Genomic DNA, 15,777 nt, shown 5'->3' with positions numbered 1-15,777 from the left:
ACCTGCCGAAGCAGGCCGGGGTATCAACATATCTGGCGTTGACTTTTGGCACGCTGTTGAGTTCTCAAGGAACGGACGCTTCCTTTGTACTCACCCTCTCGGGCTTTCCTCCGGGCGCTTCCCTTCGATCTTGCGTTTCCGACTCTATCAGACTCTTTCGTGTCCAATTTCCCGGTCGAAGCGGGCCTTTCTTTTGCCTTTCGGCGTGTCCACTACTTTAGCGGCTTCTCCCGTTTACTCATAATCGAGTCAGTGGGACCGAATTCCGGCATGCCGAAACTCGCACCCTCTGGGGTGAGTCGTAGGTAGTGGTTGGCCGCTCCGGGTCTGCGCGGCTCACGATCCGATGGACCGAACCAACAGCTGTACCCGTGTCAAGCGACTCGGACAACATTAGGGGGCCCATCCGGGCGAGTCAAGTTGACCTGCGGCGGGGCACATGGGCCCGGTACGGGCTCACCGTGGGGTCGCCGTCGATCCAGAACCGCCAGGGGTGCACCGCCCCGTCCCCGCCCACCCCGGTCCGCGGTCCGTTCCGCACCTGGTCACGAGCGGGCGGGGTGCCGTGGAGCACGGAGAGCTCGGCGCCCTCGTGGGCGATGGCGTCGGTGCCGTCCAGCGCGCGGCCGATGTCCAGGGCGGTCGCGAGGCGGGCCGGGCCTTTGGCCAGTTCCTTGTCATTGCGGGCCGAAACTCGACGTTTACGCGTCAGCTCGGCGCCCTCCAGGATCTCGCCGGCCCGCAGCAGCACCCCGCCGGCCCGGCCCTCGGGGCCGCACACCAGGTTCATGCAGTGCCACATGCCGTACGTGAAGTAGACGTACGCGTGGCCCGGCGGGCCGTACATCGCGTCGTTCCGCCGGGTCCGGCCCCGGAAGGCGTGCGAACCCGGGTCGATCTCGCCGGCGTACGCCTCCACCTCCGTGAGGCGCAGGGTGATGGGGCCCTCCGGGGTGCTGCGGACCAGGGTGCGGCCGAGGAGGTCGGGCGCCACCTCCAGTACGGGGCGGTCGAAGAAATCCCGCGTCAGCGGCGTACGGTCCGGGCCATCGATCATGAGGTTCGAGGTTACTGGGAACCGACTACGGTCGTCGCGCGTATGTAGGGGTCAGGACCTAGGAGGAGAAAACATGGGCTTCAAGCGGCTGCTCGCGAGCATGGGTGCCGGTGGCGCCTCGGTGGAGACCGAGCTGAGCGAGGTCAACGTCGTCCCGGGCGGGGTCGTCCAGGGCGAGGTGCGCATCCAGGGCGGCTCCGTCGACCAGCAGATCGAGGGGCTCTCCGTGGGCCTGCAGGCCCGGGTCGAGGTCGAGGGGCAGGACGACCAGGAGTACAAGCAGGACATCGAGTTCACCAAGCTGCGCGTCGGCGGCGCCTTCCAGGTCCAGGCGGGCGCGGTGCACGTGGTGCCGTTCGGCCTGGAGATCCCCTGGGAGACGCCGATCACCATGTTCGCCGGCCAGCACCTGCACGGCATGAACATCGGGGTGACGACCGAGCTGGAGATCGCGCGGGCGCTGGACTCCGGCGACCTCGACCCGATCAACGTGCACCCGCTGCCGGCCCAGGAGGCCATCCTCGACGCCTTCGGCCAGCTGGGCTTCAGCTTCCGCAGCGCCGACATGGAGCGCGGCCACATCCGCGGTACGCGGCAGCGGCTGCCGTTCTACCAGGAGATCGAGTTCCACCCGCCGCAGCAGTACCGGGGGCTGAACCAGGTGGAGCTGTCGTTCGTCGCGGACGACCGCGAGATGGACGTCATCCTGGAGATGGACAAGAAGGCGGGTCTGTTCAGCGAGGGCAGCGACTCGTACCGCGCCTTCAAGGTCGGTCTGCACAACTTCCACGAGACCGACTGGGCGGCATATCTGAACCAGTGGCTGGCGCAGGTCGGCGGTTCGCGCAACTGGCTCTAGGGTCGGAGGAGTCATCCGACAGAGCCGACCGAGAGGTGCTGACGTGACCGAGCCGAAGAGGGCGCCGCTGCCGCACGACTTCCATCCGGAGGTTCCCTCGTTCACCGTGGTGAGCGAGGACATCGCCCCGGGGGCCGTGCTCTCCGACGCACAGGTGTACGCGGCGGGGAACACCTCGCCGCAGCTGCGGTGGGAGGGCTTCCCGGCGGGGACGAAGAGCTTCGCCGTGACGTGCTTCGACCCCGACGCGCCCACGGGCAGCGGGTTCTGGCACTGGGTGCTCTTCGACATCCCCGCGTCCGTCACGGAGCTGCCGGCCGGCGCGGGCGGCGCGAAGTCCGAGGGGCTGCCCGCCGGTGCCGTGCACGCGCGCAACGACTACGGGACCCAGGACTTCGGCGGGGCCGCCCCGCCGGCCGGGGAGAACCACCGCTATGTGTTCACCGTGTACGCGGTGGACACCGAGAAGCTGGGCCCCGACAGCGACGCCTCGCCGGCGGTCGTCGGGTTCAACCTGCGGTTCCACACCCTGGGCCGGGCCCAGCTGGTCGCCGAATACGCGGAGCCCGCCGACAACGCCTGAACACCAAAACGTCCGCATCCGTTTGCCCTGCCCTGGTCTTGGAGAGATCAGGGCAGGGCATTTTTTAATGCGTTGTCCATCACGGCGTGCCGGGGCCAGAGTTGATCCGGGCCTGCCAGGGGGCGGCCGGCACACGGGAGGTGGGCGGGATGCGGGACACGCTGGTACTGAATGCGAGCTTCGAGCCGCTGTCGACGGTGACGCTGAACCGTGCGGTGGTGCTGATTCTTCAGGACAAGGCCGTTGTCGAGCAGTCCCACCCCGGCCTCCGGATGCGCGGCGCCGATGTGGACATCCCGGTGCCCCGGGTGATCAGGCTCTGCCGGTACGTACGGGTGCCGTTCCGAAGACAGGCGCCGTGGTCCAGAAGGGGTGTCCTGGTCCGGGACCAGCACCGGTGCGCGTACTGCGGGAAGCGGGCGAGCACCGTCGACCACGTGGTGCCGAGGGCCCAGGGCGGGCAGGACACCTGGCTCAATACGGTGGCCTCCTGCGCGGAGGACAACCACCGCAAGGCGGACCGTACGCCGGAGCAGGCGGGGATGCCGCTGCTGCGGAAGCCCTTCGTGCCCTCCCCCGCGGAGGCGATGCTGCTGGCGCTGGGGGCGGGTGACCGCTCGGCACTGCCGGAGTGGCTGGCGCGTACGGCGGCGTAGTGGTCACCACCGCCATCGCCGTGCTCGGCACGCTGCTCGGTGCCGTGGTCGCGGGGGTCTTCCAGCAGCGGAGTGCGAGCCGCGGTGCCGCCGCGGCCGCCACCGAACAGTTGCGCCGTGAGCGGCTGGAGGCGGTGACCGCCCTGGCCGCGGCCGGCTCCGATCACCGCCGGGCCATGTGGATGCGGGGCGAGGCCCAGCTCGCCCGGGCCTCCGACGAGCGGCTCGCGGAACTGCGGGCCGCTTCGCATGTGACGCGGTCCGCGATCACCCGGCCGCTCGTCGCCGTGCAGGTGCTCATCCCGGACGCGGCCGTGCGTACCGCGGCGAAGAACATGGTCGTCGCCGCCTACTGCATGCAGGACCGGTCCCACAGTGTCGAGGCGCTGACCGCCGCCCGGGAGGCCGCGCGGTCCGCGCACGACCGGTTCGTGGACGCGGCGGCCGCGTACCTCACCCCGTCCTGAGGCCGGGGCGTCAGCGCAGCAGCAGCTGGACGATGGCGACCGTGCCGACGGTGACGATGAGGGCGCGCAGCAGGGCGGGGCTGAGGCGGCGGCCGACCTTGGCGCCGATCTGGCCGCCGATGGCGGAGCCCACCGCGATCAGGACGACGGCGGTCCAGTCGAAGTCGGCGACGAAGAGGAAGAACAGCGCGGCGATGCTGTTGACGACGGCCGCGAGGACGTTCTTGACGGCGTTGAGGCGCTGGATGGTGTCGTCCACCAGCATGCCCATGAGGGAGAGGTAGATGATCCCCTGGGCGGCCGTGAAGTAGCCGCCGTAGACGCTGGCGAGGGTCAGGCCGATGTAGAGCAGCGGGCCGCCGTCGGGGTGGGCGGGTGCCCCGGTGCGGGCGCGCCGCTCCTGGACGGCCTTGCTGATGCGCGGTTGCAGGATGACCAGGACGAGGGCCAGGGCGACCAGGACCGGGACGATGGTCTCGAAGGCCGTCGAGGGCAGGGCCAGGAGCAGGGTGGCGCCGGTGAGGCCGCCGATGAGGGCGCCCACGGTGAGCTTGAGGACGCGGGAGCGCTGTCCTTCGAGCTCCTTGCGGTAGCCGATCGCGCCGCTGATGGAGCCGGGGATCAGGCCGAGCGCGTTGGAGACGGTGGCGGTGACCGGGGGCAGGCCGGTGGCGAGCAGGACGGGGAAGGTGATGAGCGTGCCGGAGCCGACGATCGTGTTGATCGTGCCGGCGCTGATCCCCGCGGCGAAGACGGCGAGCATCTCCCAGATGGACATGGCGTATCCCCCGTGCGTGATCGGTGCTTGCTGCACCGCATCATGCACGGGGGGTGTACACGTCAGTCGACCGGGGGTTCCTCGCGCCGTTCCTTGCCGGTGTTGAAGCCGGGTGCGCCGGAGCCGAGGTTGCCGAAGGCGCCGCTGAGGCCCTTGAGGGCGTCGCCGATCTCGCTGGGCACGATCCAGAGCTTGTTGGCGTCGCCCTCGGCGATCTTCGGCAGCATCTGGAGGTACTGGTACGACAGCAGCTTCTGGTCCGGGTCGCCGGCGTGGATGGACTCGAAGACCGTACGGATGGCCTGGGCCTCGCCCTCCGCGCGCAGGGCGGCGGCCTTGGCCTCGCCTTCGGCGCGCAGGATCGCGGACTGCTTCTCGCCCTCGGCGGTGAGGATCGCGGACTGGCGGGTGCCCTCGGCCTGGAGGATGGCGGCGCGCTTGTCGCGGTCGGCGCGCATCTGCTTCTCCATCGAGTCCTGGATGGAGGTGGGCGGCTCGATCGCCTTGAGCTCGACGCGGTTGACGCGGATGCCCCACTTGCCGGTGGCCTCGTCCAGAACGCCGCGCAGGGCCGCGTTGATCTCCTCGCGGGAGGTGAGGGTCCGCTCCAGGTCCATGCCGCCGATGATGTTGCGGAGGGTGGTGACGGTGAGCTGCTCGATGGCCTGGATGTAGCTGGCGACCTCGTACGTCGCCGCCCGGGCGTCGGTCACCTGGTAGTAGATGACGGTGTCGATGTTGACGACCAGGTTGTCCTGGGTGATGACGGGCTGCGGCGGGAAGGGCACGACCTGCTCGCGCAGGTCGATCCGGTTGCGGATCGAGTCGATGAACGGGACGACGATGTTCAGCCCCGCGTTGAGGGTGCGGGTGTACCGGCCGAAGCGTTCCACGATGGCGGCGCTGGCCTGCGGGATGACCTGGATCGTCTTGATCAGGGCGATGAAGACGAGCACCACCAGAATGATCAGGACGATGATGATCGGTTGCATCGTTTCCTCGTGCCCTTCGGTTGATGATCGTCATCGAGTCTGACAGAACGCGCCTGGGTGTGGGGGCAGTTCGGTCACATGACGACGGCCGTCGCCCCGTCGATGTCCACGACGTCGACCTGTTGGCCGGGGTCGTAGCTGAATCCGGGTTCGAGGGCGCGCGCCGACCAGACCTCGCCCGCCAGCTTGATGCGGCCGCCCTCGCCGTCCACCCGTTCCAGGACGACGGCCTGACGGCCCTTCAGGGCGTCGATGCCGGTGGCGTGCGCGGGTGTCCGGTCGGCGCGCTGCCGCCCGGCGATCACGCGCACCACGGCGGTCAGCGCCACGGAGACGATGACGAAGACCAGGACCTGGGCGACGATTCCGCCGCCGAGGGCCGCGACGACCGCGGCGGCGACGGCCCCCACGGCGAACATGCCGAACTCGGGCATCGCGGTCAGGACGAGCGGAATGCCCAGTCCCACCGCGCCGATCAGCCACCACACCCACGCGTCGATGTCCACGTGACCATCGTAGGACCGCGCGCACCTCAAGGACAGGGCACGACCGGGCAGGACGCCTGCTATGGGGCGGACTTGAGGGGCGCTTCGTCGTGGCGCGCCTGGATGCGGGCGATCACGCGCTCCCGTCCCAGGTTCCTGGCCTCGCGGAGCTTGGCCTCGGCCAGGAGCACGGGAATCCAGAGCAGCCAGCCCCACAGGCTGAAGTCCAGCACCCCGCTCAGCACCAGCGCCTTGTTCAGGCCGAACGACGCCGCGAACGTCAACACGTACGCGGCGACCCGGTGCGCGAGGAGCAGGCGCAGTGGTGCGTTCCGGGCGCCCTGGAGCAGTTCGACCGCCGCGGCGGTTTCGGCTGCCCGCAGGTCTTCGCCGGTGTCCGCGGCGGACTCGCCCCGGGCGGCCCGCCGTAGCGCGTCGGTGACGAGCACGCTCTGCTCCGCCACAGCCGCCTGATCGGCCTGCCCGCGCGCGGCGGCTGCGTACAGGTCGTCCCAATACCCCCGGCCGGCCCAGCCCGTCGCGTCGTCGACCCGCTCGCGCTCGGGTGACCCGGGCGGAGCCAGCTCCTCGATCCTCTCCCGCAGAGCCGCCGCCCGGCGCGCCCGCCCCGGGTAGGCCCAGGAGTCCGAGCGGAGGCACAGCTCCAGATACGACACCATGAGCCCGAGATCGTCTTCCGCCAGTGCGAGGCCCTTGCGATAGGCCGTCTCGGCCTCACGGTCGTGGTCGTCGTCGTCTTCCGCGGCGTGCGCCTGTCCGAGCCAGCGATAGAGAGCCGGATCGGGTCCGCACTCGTCGAGCCCCGCCTCGGCGGCCTTCCTCACGGCCGCGTGGCCACCCACCGCGAAGAGCTCCGAGCAACGCGCCACGTACTGCTGCTGTTCCATACCCCCACCCCAGGCGTACGAGCCGTCAACCTCTGATGTACTCGGTGCCGCTCTAGCCGAGCGGCAGTCCGCGGGCGGTGTAGCGCTCGCCCTGGTGCTCGACCACGAGGGGCAGGCCGAAGCAGAGGGAGAGGTTGCGGGAGGTGAGCTCGGTCTCCATGGGGCCGGCGGCGAGCACCTTGCCCTGGCGGATCATGAGGACGTGGGTGAAGCCGGGGGCGATCTCCTCGACGTGGTGGGTCACCATGATCATGGAGGGCGCGTACGGGTCGCGGGCCAGCCGGCCGAGGCGGCGGACCAGGTCCTCGCGGCCGCCGAGGTCGAGACCGGCGGCGGGCTCGTCCAGGAGGAGCAGCTCGGGGTCGGTCATCATGGCGCGGGCGATCAGGGTGCGCTTGCGCTCGCCCTCGGAGAGGGTGCCGAACTTGCGGTCGAGGTACTCGGTCATGCCGAGCCGGTCGAGGAAGGCGCGGGCGCGGTCCTCGTCCACCTTGTCGTAGTTCTCGTTCCAGGTGGCGGTCATGCCGTAGGCGGCGGTGAGCACCGTCTGGAGGACCGTCTGGCGGCGGGGCAGCTTCTCGGCCAGGGCGACGCCCGCGATGCCGATGCGGGGGCGCAGGTCGAAGACGTCGGTGCCGACGCCGCCGAGGCGCTCGCCGAGGACGCTGACGGTGCCCTTGGTGGGGAAGAGGTAGCTGGACGCGATGTTGAGCAGGGTGGTCTTGCCGGCGCCGTTGGGGCCGAGGATGACCCAGCGCTCACCCTCCTTGACCGACCAGGAGACGTCGTCCACCAGAGCGCGTCCGTCGCGGACCACGGATACGTCCACCAGCTCCAGTACATCGCTCATGAGCGCGTTGTCTCCCCATGCAGTGTCGAGATCGTCGCGTGCCTGTGGGCACAGCTCCCAGGGAAAACCTACGCCACCGCGTGAGTACCGACGGCGCTGGGCCCGCCGTCGCGGACCCGGTCATGATCGGCAAGGCACCCCCTAGGCTGTCCGCATGCTTTCGGAACCACGTTCAGGGCTGCTGGCCGCCTGGGGGAACGCGTTGCTGGCGGGGCTGGTGTCCCCGGACGACGCGGCGCTCGCCATCGTCGGGGAGGACGCGGTGCACCGCGTCGAGGGGCTGCCGGGTGAGGCCGGTCCGGTCGGGCTGACGTTCGCCCTGGGGCGGCTGCGGGCGCTGGGGGTGAGCGGCTTCCGGGTCGCGCTGCCGGTGCCGGGGCATCCGCTGGGGCTGAGCGGTCCGGCCGATTTCAACGCCCGGGCCCTGGAGGCGGAGGAGGCCGTGGTGACCCACGGCGCCCCGTACGGGCTGGTGCCCGAGGTGCGCGAGGCGGGCCCGGCCGGCGATGTGCACGTGGACGTGGTGTGGCACTGCCTGGCGGTACGGGAGGCTCCGCCGGCCGACGTGCCCTCGCTGGGCGAGGCGGAACGGGAGCTGGCCGAGGCGCTGCGGGACGCGACGGCGCTGCTGACCCGGCTGGACGTGGCCGGTTCGGGGCCGGTGGCCGAGGCGGCGGTGGACGCGTACCGGGCGCGGGCGGAGCGGGGGCGCGAGGTGCTGGCCCCGGGCTATCCGCCGCGGGCGGTTCGGGTGCTTGAGCTGGCCCAGCGGGTCGGGCTGCTGATCTCGGTGGCGTCCGAGAACGGGCACGGCGGCGCGGTGAGCGCGTCGGAGATGGCGGCGCGGGGCGAGGCGCTGCGGCCGGTGGAGCGGGTGGCCCGGCGGGCGCAGGTGGCGGCGTACAACGCGTATGTGGAGGAGCGGGCTCGGTAAGAGAGGGGAGCGGGCGCGCGTCGAGGGCGTGACCGCTCCCCCGGCTCAGCCCGCCGCTCCGTGGCGGACCGCCCAGAGTGCCGCCTGGGTGCGGTCGGCGAGGTCGAGCTTCATGAGGATGTTCGAGACGTGGGTCTTGACCGTCTTCTCGGAGAGGACCAGGGCCCGCGCGATCTCGCGGTTGGACCGGCCGTCGGCGATCAGGCCGAGCACTTCCCGCTCGCGTTCGGTGAGGGTGCTCCCCCGGCCGGTGCCCGCGCCCGGCTCGTCCTGGGCGAGCAGTGCCCCGGCCACCTCGGGCTGGAGCAGGACGTGCCCGGCGTGCACGGAGCGGATGGCGCCGGCCAGGGCGTCCGGGTCGACGTCCTTGTATACGTAACCGGAGGCGCCCGCGCGCAGGGCGGGGACGACCGTGCGCTGCTCGGTGAAGCTGGTGACGATCAGCACCTTGGCCGGGTTCTCCAGCTCGCGGAGGCGGCGCAGCGCCTCGATGCCGTCGGTGCCGGGCATCTTGATGTCCATCAGTACGACGTCGGGCCGCAGCTCCTCCGTCCTGGCCACGCCCTCGGCGCCGTCGGCCGCCTCGCCGACGACCTCGATGTCGTCCTGGATCTCCAGGAACGTGCGCAGGCCGCGGCGGACGACCTGGTGGTCGTCGACGAGCAGCACCCTGATGATCCTGTCAGCCACCGGGGATCTCCATCTCGATCGTGGTGCCCTTGCCGGGCGCGGATTCAACGGTGAGGCGGCCGCCGACGCCGCTCGCCCGGTCCCGCATGGAGACCAGGCCCAGGTGGCGCCCGGCCCGGCGGGTGGCGGCGGGTTCGAAGCCCCGGCCGTCGTCGGTGATCCGCAGCAGCGTGGCACCGTCGTGGCGGGCGAGGGTGACGTCGACGTGGGCCGCGTCGGCGTGGCGCAGGGCGTTGTGCAGGGCCTCCTGGGTGACCCGGAGCAGCGCTTCCTCCTGGGCGGCGGGCAGGGCCCGGACGCCGGTGGCGGTGAAGGTGACCCGGGCGGTGTGGGCCCGGTCGAGGACCTGGACCTGGGTGCGGAGGGTGGCGACGAGGCCGTCCTCGTCCAGGGCGGCCGGGCGGAGCTCCACGACGGCGGCGCGCAGTTCGTCCACGGCCTCGGCGGCGAGGGCGGCGACCTGCTGGAGCTCGCCCTTGGCGCGGGCCGGGTCGCGGTCGACCAGTGCGGCGGCGGCCTGGGCGGTGAGCCGCAGCGAGAAGAGCTTCTGGCTGACCGCGTCGTGCAGCTCGTGGGCGAGTCGGGAGCGCTCCTCGGCGATGGTGAGCTCGCGGCTGCGTTCGTAGAGGCGGGCGTTGGTGAGGGCGATGGCCGCGTGCTGGGCGAGGATCGAGAGCAGTTCCTCGTCCTCGGCGTTGAAGCCGCAGACGCCCTCGGGCTTGGGGCACCTCTTGTTGGCGAGGAAGAGGGCGCCGATGGTCTCGTCGCCGTCCCGGATGGGCAGGCCGAGGAAGTCGGACATGTCGGGGTGGGCACTGGGCCAGCCCCCGAAGCGGGGGTCCTTGCGGACGTCGGCGAGGCGCTCGGTCTTCGCGCCGTGGAGCATCGCGGCGAGGATGCCGTGCTGCCGGGGCAGCGGGCCGATGGCCTTCCACTGTTCGTCGCTGACGCCGTCCACGACGAACTGGGCGAAGCCGCCGTCGTCGTCGGGGACCCCGAGGGCGGCGTACTCGGCGTCCAGGAGTTCGCGGGCCGAGGCGACGATCGTCTTCAGGACGTCCCGTACCTCCAGGTGGCGGCTCATGGCGAGCAGCGCGGCGCTGACGGCGGCGAGGCCGGAGGGCGGTCGGTGGCTCATGCGCCTCACCGTACCGGCGGCCTGTGCGCCCCGTATCGGACCGGAGGCGGCCGGGGACCGGGGCGGAAGGACTAGGACCTGCGGCCGGTACGCCGTGCGCGGGGGCGGAAACGGCTGCCCGACCCCCCTCCGGAACGTCGCATTCCGCATTGCTTCAGCAACACATGGTGAGGCTGTTACCCGCCCGATGTGAGGCCGGGCATAGGGCCCACGTCACTTACGAAGCTGCCTAGTGGACCGAAAAGGGCGATTTGGACGGTGATGACCTGGGAGCGAACCCGGCAAACCGCCCACCATTCCACTACCCGGCTTCGTACGTCACACCTTTGCCACGGCATTTTGCCGCCGCTAAGAATTGAGCTCGTCCCCGACGGAGATGCGCAGTCGCTCCCGTCTTCGTCCTCCGTGAGGACCCCCCGAATTCGAAGAGGTAAGCCTGTATGTCCGCGTCCCGCTTCACCGGCCGTCTCCGTAACCTGAACAAGACCCAGAAGCTCTCCGCCGCCGGCGTCTCCGCCGTCGCCGCCGCTGCACTCTCCTTGTCCCTGGTGCCCGGTCACGCCGAGGCCGAGACCGAACCGCAGGCTCTCTCCGCCTCCCCGGTCATCTTCGACTCCGCGAGCTCCAAGCAGGCCCGCGCGATCCAGGACAGCGTCATTCAGCAGCACTCGACCGCCGAGAAGCTGGTCAAGGCCTCCGACGCCGCCAAGGCCAAGAAGGCCGCCGCGGTGAAGGCCAAGGCCAAGAAGGCCGAGAAGAAGGCCGAGCTGAAGAAGAAGGCGAAGGCCAAGGCGCACTCCAAGGCCAAGTCCCACAAGTCCGAGTCGCGCTCCAGCCGCTCCTCCGCCCGTACCCACCTGTACGGCAACAACCTGGACGGCTGGATCCGGGAGTCCCTCGACATCATGCACAAGAAGGGCATCCCGGGCACGTACGAGGGTCTGCACCGCAACATCATCCGCGAGTCCAGCGGTAACCCGAACGCGATCAACGACTGGGACATCAACGCCCAGAACGGCGTCCCCTCGATCGGTCTGCTCCAGATCATCAAGCCGACCTTCGACTACTACCACGTGTCCGGCACCCCGCACACGCAGTACGACCCGGTCGCCAACATCACCGCGTCGGCCAACTACGCCGCCGACAAGTACGGCTCGATCGACAACGTCAACAGCGCGTACTGATCCGCAGCGATCCGTACCGCCGACGACAGGCGCCGAAGGGCGGCACCCCGCGTGGGTGCCGCCCTCCGGCGCATGTCCGGGCCGGTTACTTGCGCATGACCTCGGGCTCGTGGCGGCGCAGCAGCCGCGCGACCGCGAAGCCGCAGATGACGCCGAGGAACAGCAGCACCGAGATGTTGATCCCCCACTGGCTCACCGAGTGCTCCCAGAGCGGGTCCAGGTCCGTGGGGTTCTTCTGGTCCCACGGCGGCATCAGATGGGCGAGGTCGAGCGTGGAGCCCGCGCCCGCGATGGCCCAGCGGGACGGCATCAGCCAGGCGAACTGCTCCAGGCCGGGCGAGCCGTACACCTGGAACAGGATGCCGGTGAAGACGACCTGGACGATCGCGAACATGACCAGCAGCGGCATGGTCTTCTCGGAGGTCTTCACCAGCGAGGAGATCACCAGGCCGAACATCATCGAGGTGAAGCCGAGCGCGATGATCGTCACGCAGAGCTCGACGGCCGGCGGCATGATCAGGCCCTCTTCGGGCAGATCGCGGGTGGCGAAGCCGATGCCGCAGATGATGACGCCCTGGATGGCCGTGATCACGCCGAGCACGATCACCTTGGACATCAGGTAGGCCGAGCGGGAGAGGCCGGTGGCCCGTTCCCGTTCGTAGATGACCCGTTCCTTGATCAGTTCTCGTACGGAGTTGGCCGCCGCGGAGAACGTCATGCCGATCACCAGGATCAGCATGATCGTTCCGGCGTCGCCGTTGAACCGGGACGGCGGCTTCGGCGGGGCGAGGCCGAAGTCCGCCGGGATGACCACGCTGACGATGCCGAGCACCGCGGGCAGGATCACCATCAGACCCATGAAGCCCTTGTCGGAGCCGATCACCGAGAGGTAGCGGCGCATCAGCGTCCACAGCTGCGTGCCCCAGCCCTGCGGCTTCGGCGGACGCATCTGCTGCGGCGGCGGCATGTGTACGGACTGCACGGCGGCGGCGTCGATGTCGGCGGCGTACATCTGGTAGTGCTGCGAACCGCGCCAGCGGCCCGACCAGTCGTAGTCGCGGTAGTTCTCGAACGCCGAGAAGACGTCGGCCCAGGTGGTGTAGCCGAAGAAGTTCAGCGCCTCGTCCGGCGGGCCGAAGTAGGCCACGGCGCCGCCCGGCGCCATCACCAGGAGCTTGTCGCAGATGGCCAGCTCGGCCACCGAGTGCGTGACGACCAGGACGGTACGGCCGTCGTCGGCCAGTCCGCGCAGCAGCTGCATCACGTCGCGGTCCATGCCCGGGTCGAGGCCGGAGGTCGGCTCGTCCAGGAAGATCAGCGACGGCTTGGTGAGCAGCTCCAGGGCCACGGAGACGCGCTTGCGCTGTCCGCCGGAGAGCGAGGTGACCTTCTTGTCCTTGTGGATGTCGAGCTTGAGCTCGGTCAGGACCTCGTGTATCCGGGCCTGGCGCTCGGCCTCGGTGGTGTCCGCGGGGAAGCGGAGCTTGGCCGCGTACTTCAGGGCGCGGGTGACGGTCAGTTCCTTGTGCAGGATGTCGTCCTGCGGGACCAGACCGATGCGCTGGCGGAGCTCGGCGAACTGCTTGTAGAGGTTCCGGTTGTCGTAGAGGACGTCGCCCTGGTTGGCGGGCCGGTAGCCGGTGAGCGCCTTGAGCAGGGTGGACTTTCCGGAGCCGGACGGGCCGATGACGCCGATGAGCGACTTCTCGGGGACGCCGAACGAGACGTCCTTGAGGATCTGCTTGCCGCCGTCGACCGTGACCGTGAGGTGGCGGGCCGCGAAGGAGACCTCACCGGTGTCGACGAACTCTTCCAGCCGGTCCCCGACGAGCCGGAACGTCGAGTGACCGACGCCGACGGTGTCGTTCGGGCCGATGAGCGCCGAACCGGACTTGGAGAGCGGCTGGCCGTTGACGTACGTGCCGTTGTGCGAGCCGAGGTCGCGGATCTCGAAGCGGCCGTCGGGCGTCGCGTGGAACTCGGCGTGGTTGCGGGAGACCTGGAGGTCCGAGACGACCAGGTCGTTCTCCAGCGCACGGCCGATCCGCATCACCCGGCCGAGGGCCAGCTGGTGGAACGTGGTCGGGCTGCGGTCCCCGTAGACCGGCGCCGCTCCCGCCGGACCGGTGCCGGGTCCGGGCGGGCCCGGGGCCCCGCCCTGCTGCGGCACGTGCGGCTGCTGCGGCTGCTGCCAGCCCTGCTGCTGCGGCGGGACGGGCTGCTGAGGTGCCTGCTGCTGGGGCGCCGGCTGCTGCCAGCCAGGTCCGCCCTGCTGGGGCTGGTGCGGCGGGGTCTGCTGCGGCTGCGCGGGACCGGCGGCCCGGCCGCTGTAGACGTCCGCGGCGCTCAGGCTCAGCCGGGGTCCGTCGGTGGCGTTGCCCAGGTTCACGGTGGAGCCGGCCGCGATCTCCATCTGATGGATCCGCTGCCCGTGCACGTACGTGCCGTTGGTACTGCCGTGGTCCTCGATGAACCAACTGCGCCCGTTCCAGGCGATCGTGGCGTGCCGCCACGACACTCTGGCGTCATCGATCGCCATGTCCCCCTGCGGATCGCGCCCCAGGGTGTATGTCCTGGACGGATCGAGCGTCCAGGTCCTGCCATTCAATTCCAGTACGAGTTCCGGCACTCCGCGCCCCACTAGTTGTCCCCCGTGTTACCCCCGTCGCAGGGAGTCTAGGGATGCTGAACATCGTGGGGAACTATTCCAGGATCAGTCCCGGATACGAAAGCCGGGCGGCCGAGGGTGACCTCACCGAGACCTCCGCAGCCAGGCGAAAGGGGACGGACCGGATGCGGGTGCCCGGGGTGTCCGGCACTCGGGACGGGCTGCCTGCGAGCGCTCGGGGACCGATACGGTGGGTGCACCATGAGCGTATCCCGGCCTCCTGAGCCCGCCCTGTCTCCCGAGCCCGCCGCGTCCCGGCAGGGTCCGGACGTACCGACCCTGCTGGTGAAGATCTTCGGGAAGGACCGCCCCGGGATCACCGCGGGCCTCTTCGACACCCTCGCCGCCTACTCGGTCGACGTGGTCGACATCGAGCAGGTCGTGACCCGGGGCCGCATCGTCCTGTGCGCGCTCGTCACCGCGCCCACCGCGGGCGGGACCACCGAGGGCGAGCTGCGGGCCACCGTGCACAGCTGGGCGGAGTCGCTGAAGCTCCAGGCCGAGATCATCTCCGGCACCGGCGACAACCGGCCGCGCGGCGTCGGCCGTTCCCACGTCACGGTGCTGGGGCACCCGCTGACCGCGGAGTCCACGGCGGCCATAGCGGCCCGGATCACCTCGACCGGCGGGAACATCGACCGCATCTTCCGGCTGGCGAAGTATCCCGTCACGGCGGTCGAGTTCGCGGTGTCCGGTACGGGGACCGAGGAGCTGCGCAGCGCGCTGGCGCCGGAGGCCGCGGGCATCGGCGTGGACGTGGCGGTCGTCTCGGCGGGGCTGAGCCGCCGGGCGCAGCGGCTCGTCGTGATGGACGTCGACTCGACGCTGATCCAGGACGAGGTCATCGAGCTGTTCGCGGCGCACGCGGGCTGCGAGGCCGAGGTCGCCGAGGTGACCGAGCGGGCGATGCGCGGCGAGCTGGACTTCGAGCAGTCGCTGCACGCCCGGGTGGCGCTGCTCGCGGGGCTCGACGTGTCCGTGGTGGAGAAGGTCCGCGCCGAGGTCCGGCTGACGCCGGGGGCCCGGACGCTGATCCGTACGCTGAAGCGGCTCGGCTACCAAGTGGGCGTGGTCTCGGGCGGTTTCACGCAGGTGACCGACGATCTGAAGGAGCGCCTGGGGCTCGACTTCGCCTCCGCCAACACGCTGGAGGTCGTGGACGGGAAGCTCACGGGCCGGGTGACCGGGGACATCGTGGACCGGGCGGGCAAGGCCCGGCTGCTGCGGAGCTTCGCCGCCGAGGCGGGGGTGCCGCTGGCGCAGACGGTGGCGATCGGTGACGGGGCCAATGACCTGGACATGCTGAACACGGCGGGGCTCGGGGTCGCGTTCAACGCGAAGCCGGTGGTCCGCGAGGCCGCGCACACGGCGGTGAACGTGCCGTTCCTGGACACCGTGCTCTATCTGCTCGGCGTCTCCCGCGAGGAGGTCGAGGCGGCCGACGGCCTCGTGGAGTAGGTTTCCGCCGCTGCTACGGGAAGGGCCCCGGCGCGCACCTCGCGGTGTGTGCCGGGGCCCTTCCCGTACG

16 protein-coding genes are annotated in these 15,777 nt (G+C 70.5%); 7 read left to right on the top strand and 9 right to left on the bottom strand.

The features are described 5' to 3' along the window. Window positions 1-415: 415 nt before the first annotated feature. Window positions 416-1,057, bottom strand: coding sequence for a DNA-3-methyladenine glycosylase (locus AMK18_RS26740; protein WP_018104747.1), 642 nt, complete (start codon window positions 1,055-1,057; stop codon window positions 416-418). Between the two features lie 73 nt (window positions 1,058-1,130). Between AMK18_RS26740 and AMK18_RS26735 the strand changes: the two genes are divergently transcribed. The 4 genes from AMK18_RS26735 (at window position 1,131) to AMK18_RS26720 (ending at window position 3,622) form a co-directional block, all read left to right on the top strand. Beyond that, window positions 1,131-1,916, top strand: a complete 786-nt coding sequence (locus AMK18_RS26735) for a sporulation protein (protein WP_018104746.1) — start codon at window positions 1,131-1,133, stop codon at window positions 1,914-1,916. A 43-nt stretch (window positions 1,917-1,959) separates the two neighbouring features. Next, a complete protein-coding gene (locus AMK18_RS26730; protein ID WP_073864783.1) occupies window positions 1,960-2,499 on the top strand; it encodes a YbhB/YbcL family Raf kinase inhibitor-like protein in 540 nt (179 codons plus the stop codon). Between the two features lie 149 nt (window positions 2,500-2,648). Further along, window positions 2,649-3,155, top strand: coding sequence for an HNH endonuclease (locus AMK18_RS26725; protein WP_018104744.1), 507 nt, complete (start codon window positions 2,649-2,651; stop codon window positions 3,153-3,155). Continuing rightward, a complete protein-coding gene (locus AMK18_RS26720; RefSeq protein WP_073864782.1) occupies window positions 3,155-3,622 on the top strand; it encodes a hypothetical protein in 468 nt (155 codons plus the stop codon). Before AMK18_RS26725 ends, AMK18_RS26720 begins: the two co-directional genes overlap by 1 nt. Window positions 3,623-3,632: 10 nt before the next feature. On the opposite strand, the gene AMK18_RS26715 is transcribed toward AMK18_RS26720, so the two are convergent. The 5 genes from AMK18_RS26715 to AMK18_RS26695 all read right to left on the bottom strand — a co-directional run bounded on the left by AMK18_RS26715 (window position 3,633) and on the right by AMK18_RS26695 (window position 7,635). Next, window positions 3,633-4,400, bottom strand: coding sequence for a sulfite exporter TauE/SafE family protein (locus AMK18_RS26715; protein WP_018104742.1), 768 nt, complete (start codon window positions 4,398-4,400; stop codon window positions 3,633-3,635). 62 nt (window positions 4,401-4,462) lie between these two features. Next, entirely contained in the window at window positions 4,463-5,392 is a 930-nt protein-coding gene (locus AMK18_RS26710; protein ID WP_018104741.1) for an SPFH domain-containing protein, read from the bottom strand. 74 nt (window positions 5,393-5,466) lie between these two features. Then, on the bottom strand, window positions 5,467-5,898 hold the full coding sequence (locus tag AMK18_RS26705) for an NfeD family protein (protein WP_073864781.1): 432 nt from the start codon (window positions 5,896-5,898) through the stop codon (window positions 5,467-5,469). Between the two features lie 59 nt (window positions 5,899-5,957). After that, window positions 5,958-6,785: a hypothetical protein gene (locus tag AMK18_RS26700; protein WP_073864780.1), complete on the bottom strand. Its 828-nt coding sequence runs from the start codon at window positions 6,783-6,785 to the stop codon at window positions 5,958-5,960. Window positions 6,786-6,837: 52 nt separating this feature from the next. Beyond that, window positions 6,838-7,635, bottom strand: coding sequence for an ABC transporter ATP-binding protein (locus AMK18_RS26695; RefSeq protein WP_018104738.1), 798 nt, complete (start codon window positions 7,633-7,635; stop codon window positions 6,838-6,840). 154 nt (window positions 7,636-7,789) lie between these two features. On the opposite strand from AMK18_RS26695, the gene AMK18_RS26690 reads away from it, so the two are divergent. Further along, a complete protein-coding gene (locus AMK18_RS26690; protein ID WP_026171735.1) occupies window positions 7,790-8,569 on the top strand; it encodes a hypothetical protein in 780 nt (259 codons plus the stop codon). A gap of 45 nt (window positions 8,570-8,614) precedes the next feature. Here the strand turns inward: AMK18_RS26690 and AMK18_RS26685 are convergent, their stop codons facing one another. Continuing rightward, window positions 8,615-9,259, bottom strand: a complete 645-nt coding sequence (locus AMK18_RS26685) for a response regulator (protein WP_018104736.1) — start codon at window positions 9,257-9,259, stop codon at window positions 8,615-8,617. Further along, window positions 9,252-10,397 carry a GAF domain-containing sensor histidine kinase gene (locus AMK18_RS26680; RefSeq protein ID WP_018104735.1) on the bottom strand — a complete coding sequence of 382 codons (1,146 nt, stop codon included), beginning with the start codon at window positions 10,395-10,397 and terminating at the stop codon, window positions 9,252-9,254. The genes AMK18_RS26685 and AMK18_RS26680 overlap by 8 nt, the downstream gene beginning before the upstream one ends. A gap of 440 nt (window positions 10,398-10,837) precedes the next feature. Between AMK18_RS26680 and AMK18_RS26675 the strand changes: the two genes are divergently transcribed. Next, on the top strand, window positions 10,838-11,581 hold the full coding sequence (locus AMK18_RS26675; protein WP_018104734.1) for a transglycosylase SLT domain-containing protein: 744 nt from the start codon (window positions 10,838-10,840) through the stop codon (window positions 11,579-11,581). 85 nt (window positions 11,582-11,666) lie between these two features. Here the strand turns inward: AMK18_RS26675 and AMK18_RS26670 are convergent, their stop codons facing one another. Further along, a complete protein-coding gene (locus AMK18_RS26670; RefSeq protein WP_073864779.1) occupies window positions 11,667-14,222 on the bottom strand; it encodes an ABC transporter ATP-binding protein/permease in 2,556 nt (851 codons plus the stop codon). A 228-nt stretch (window positions 14,223-14,450) separates the two neighbouring features. Between AMK18_RS26670 and serB the strand changes: the two genes are divergently transcribed. Further along, window positions 14,451-15,707, top strand: a complete 1,257-nt coding sequence (serB, locus tag AMK18_RS26665; protein ID WP_026171734.1) for a phosphoserine phosphatase SerB — start codon at window positions 14,451-14,453, stop codon at window positions 15,705-15,707. Window positions 15,708-15,777: the final 70 nt, after the last annotated feature.

It is taken from the genome of Streptomyces sp. CB01249 (genome assembly GCF_001905735.1).
Classification (GTDB): Bacteria; Actinomycetota; Actinomycetes; order Streptomycetales; family Streptomycetaceae; genus Streptomyces.
This window is presented reverse-complemented; position numbering and strand designations above follow the sequence as displayed.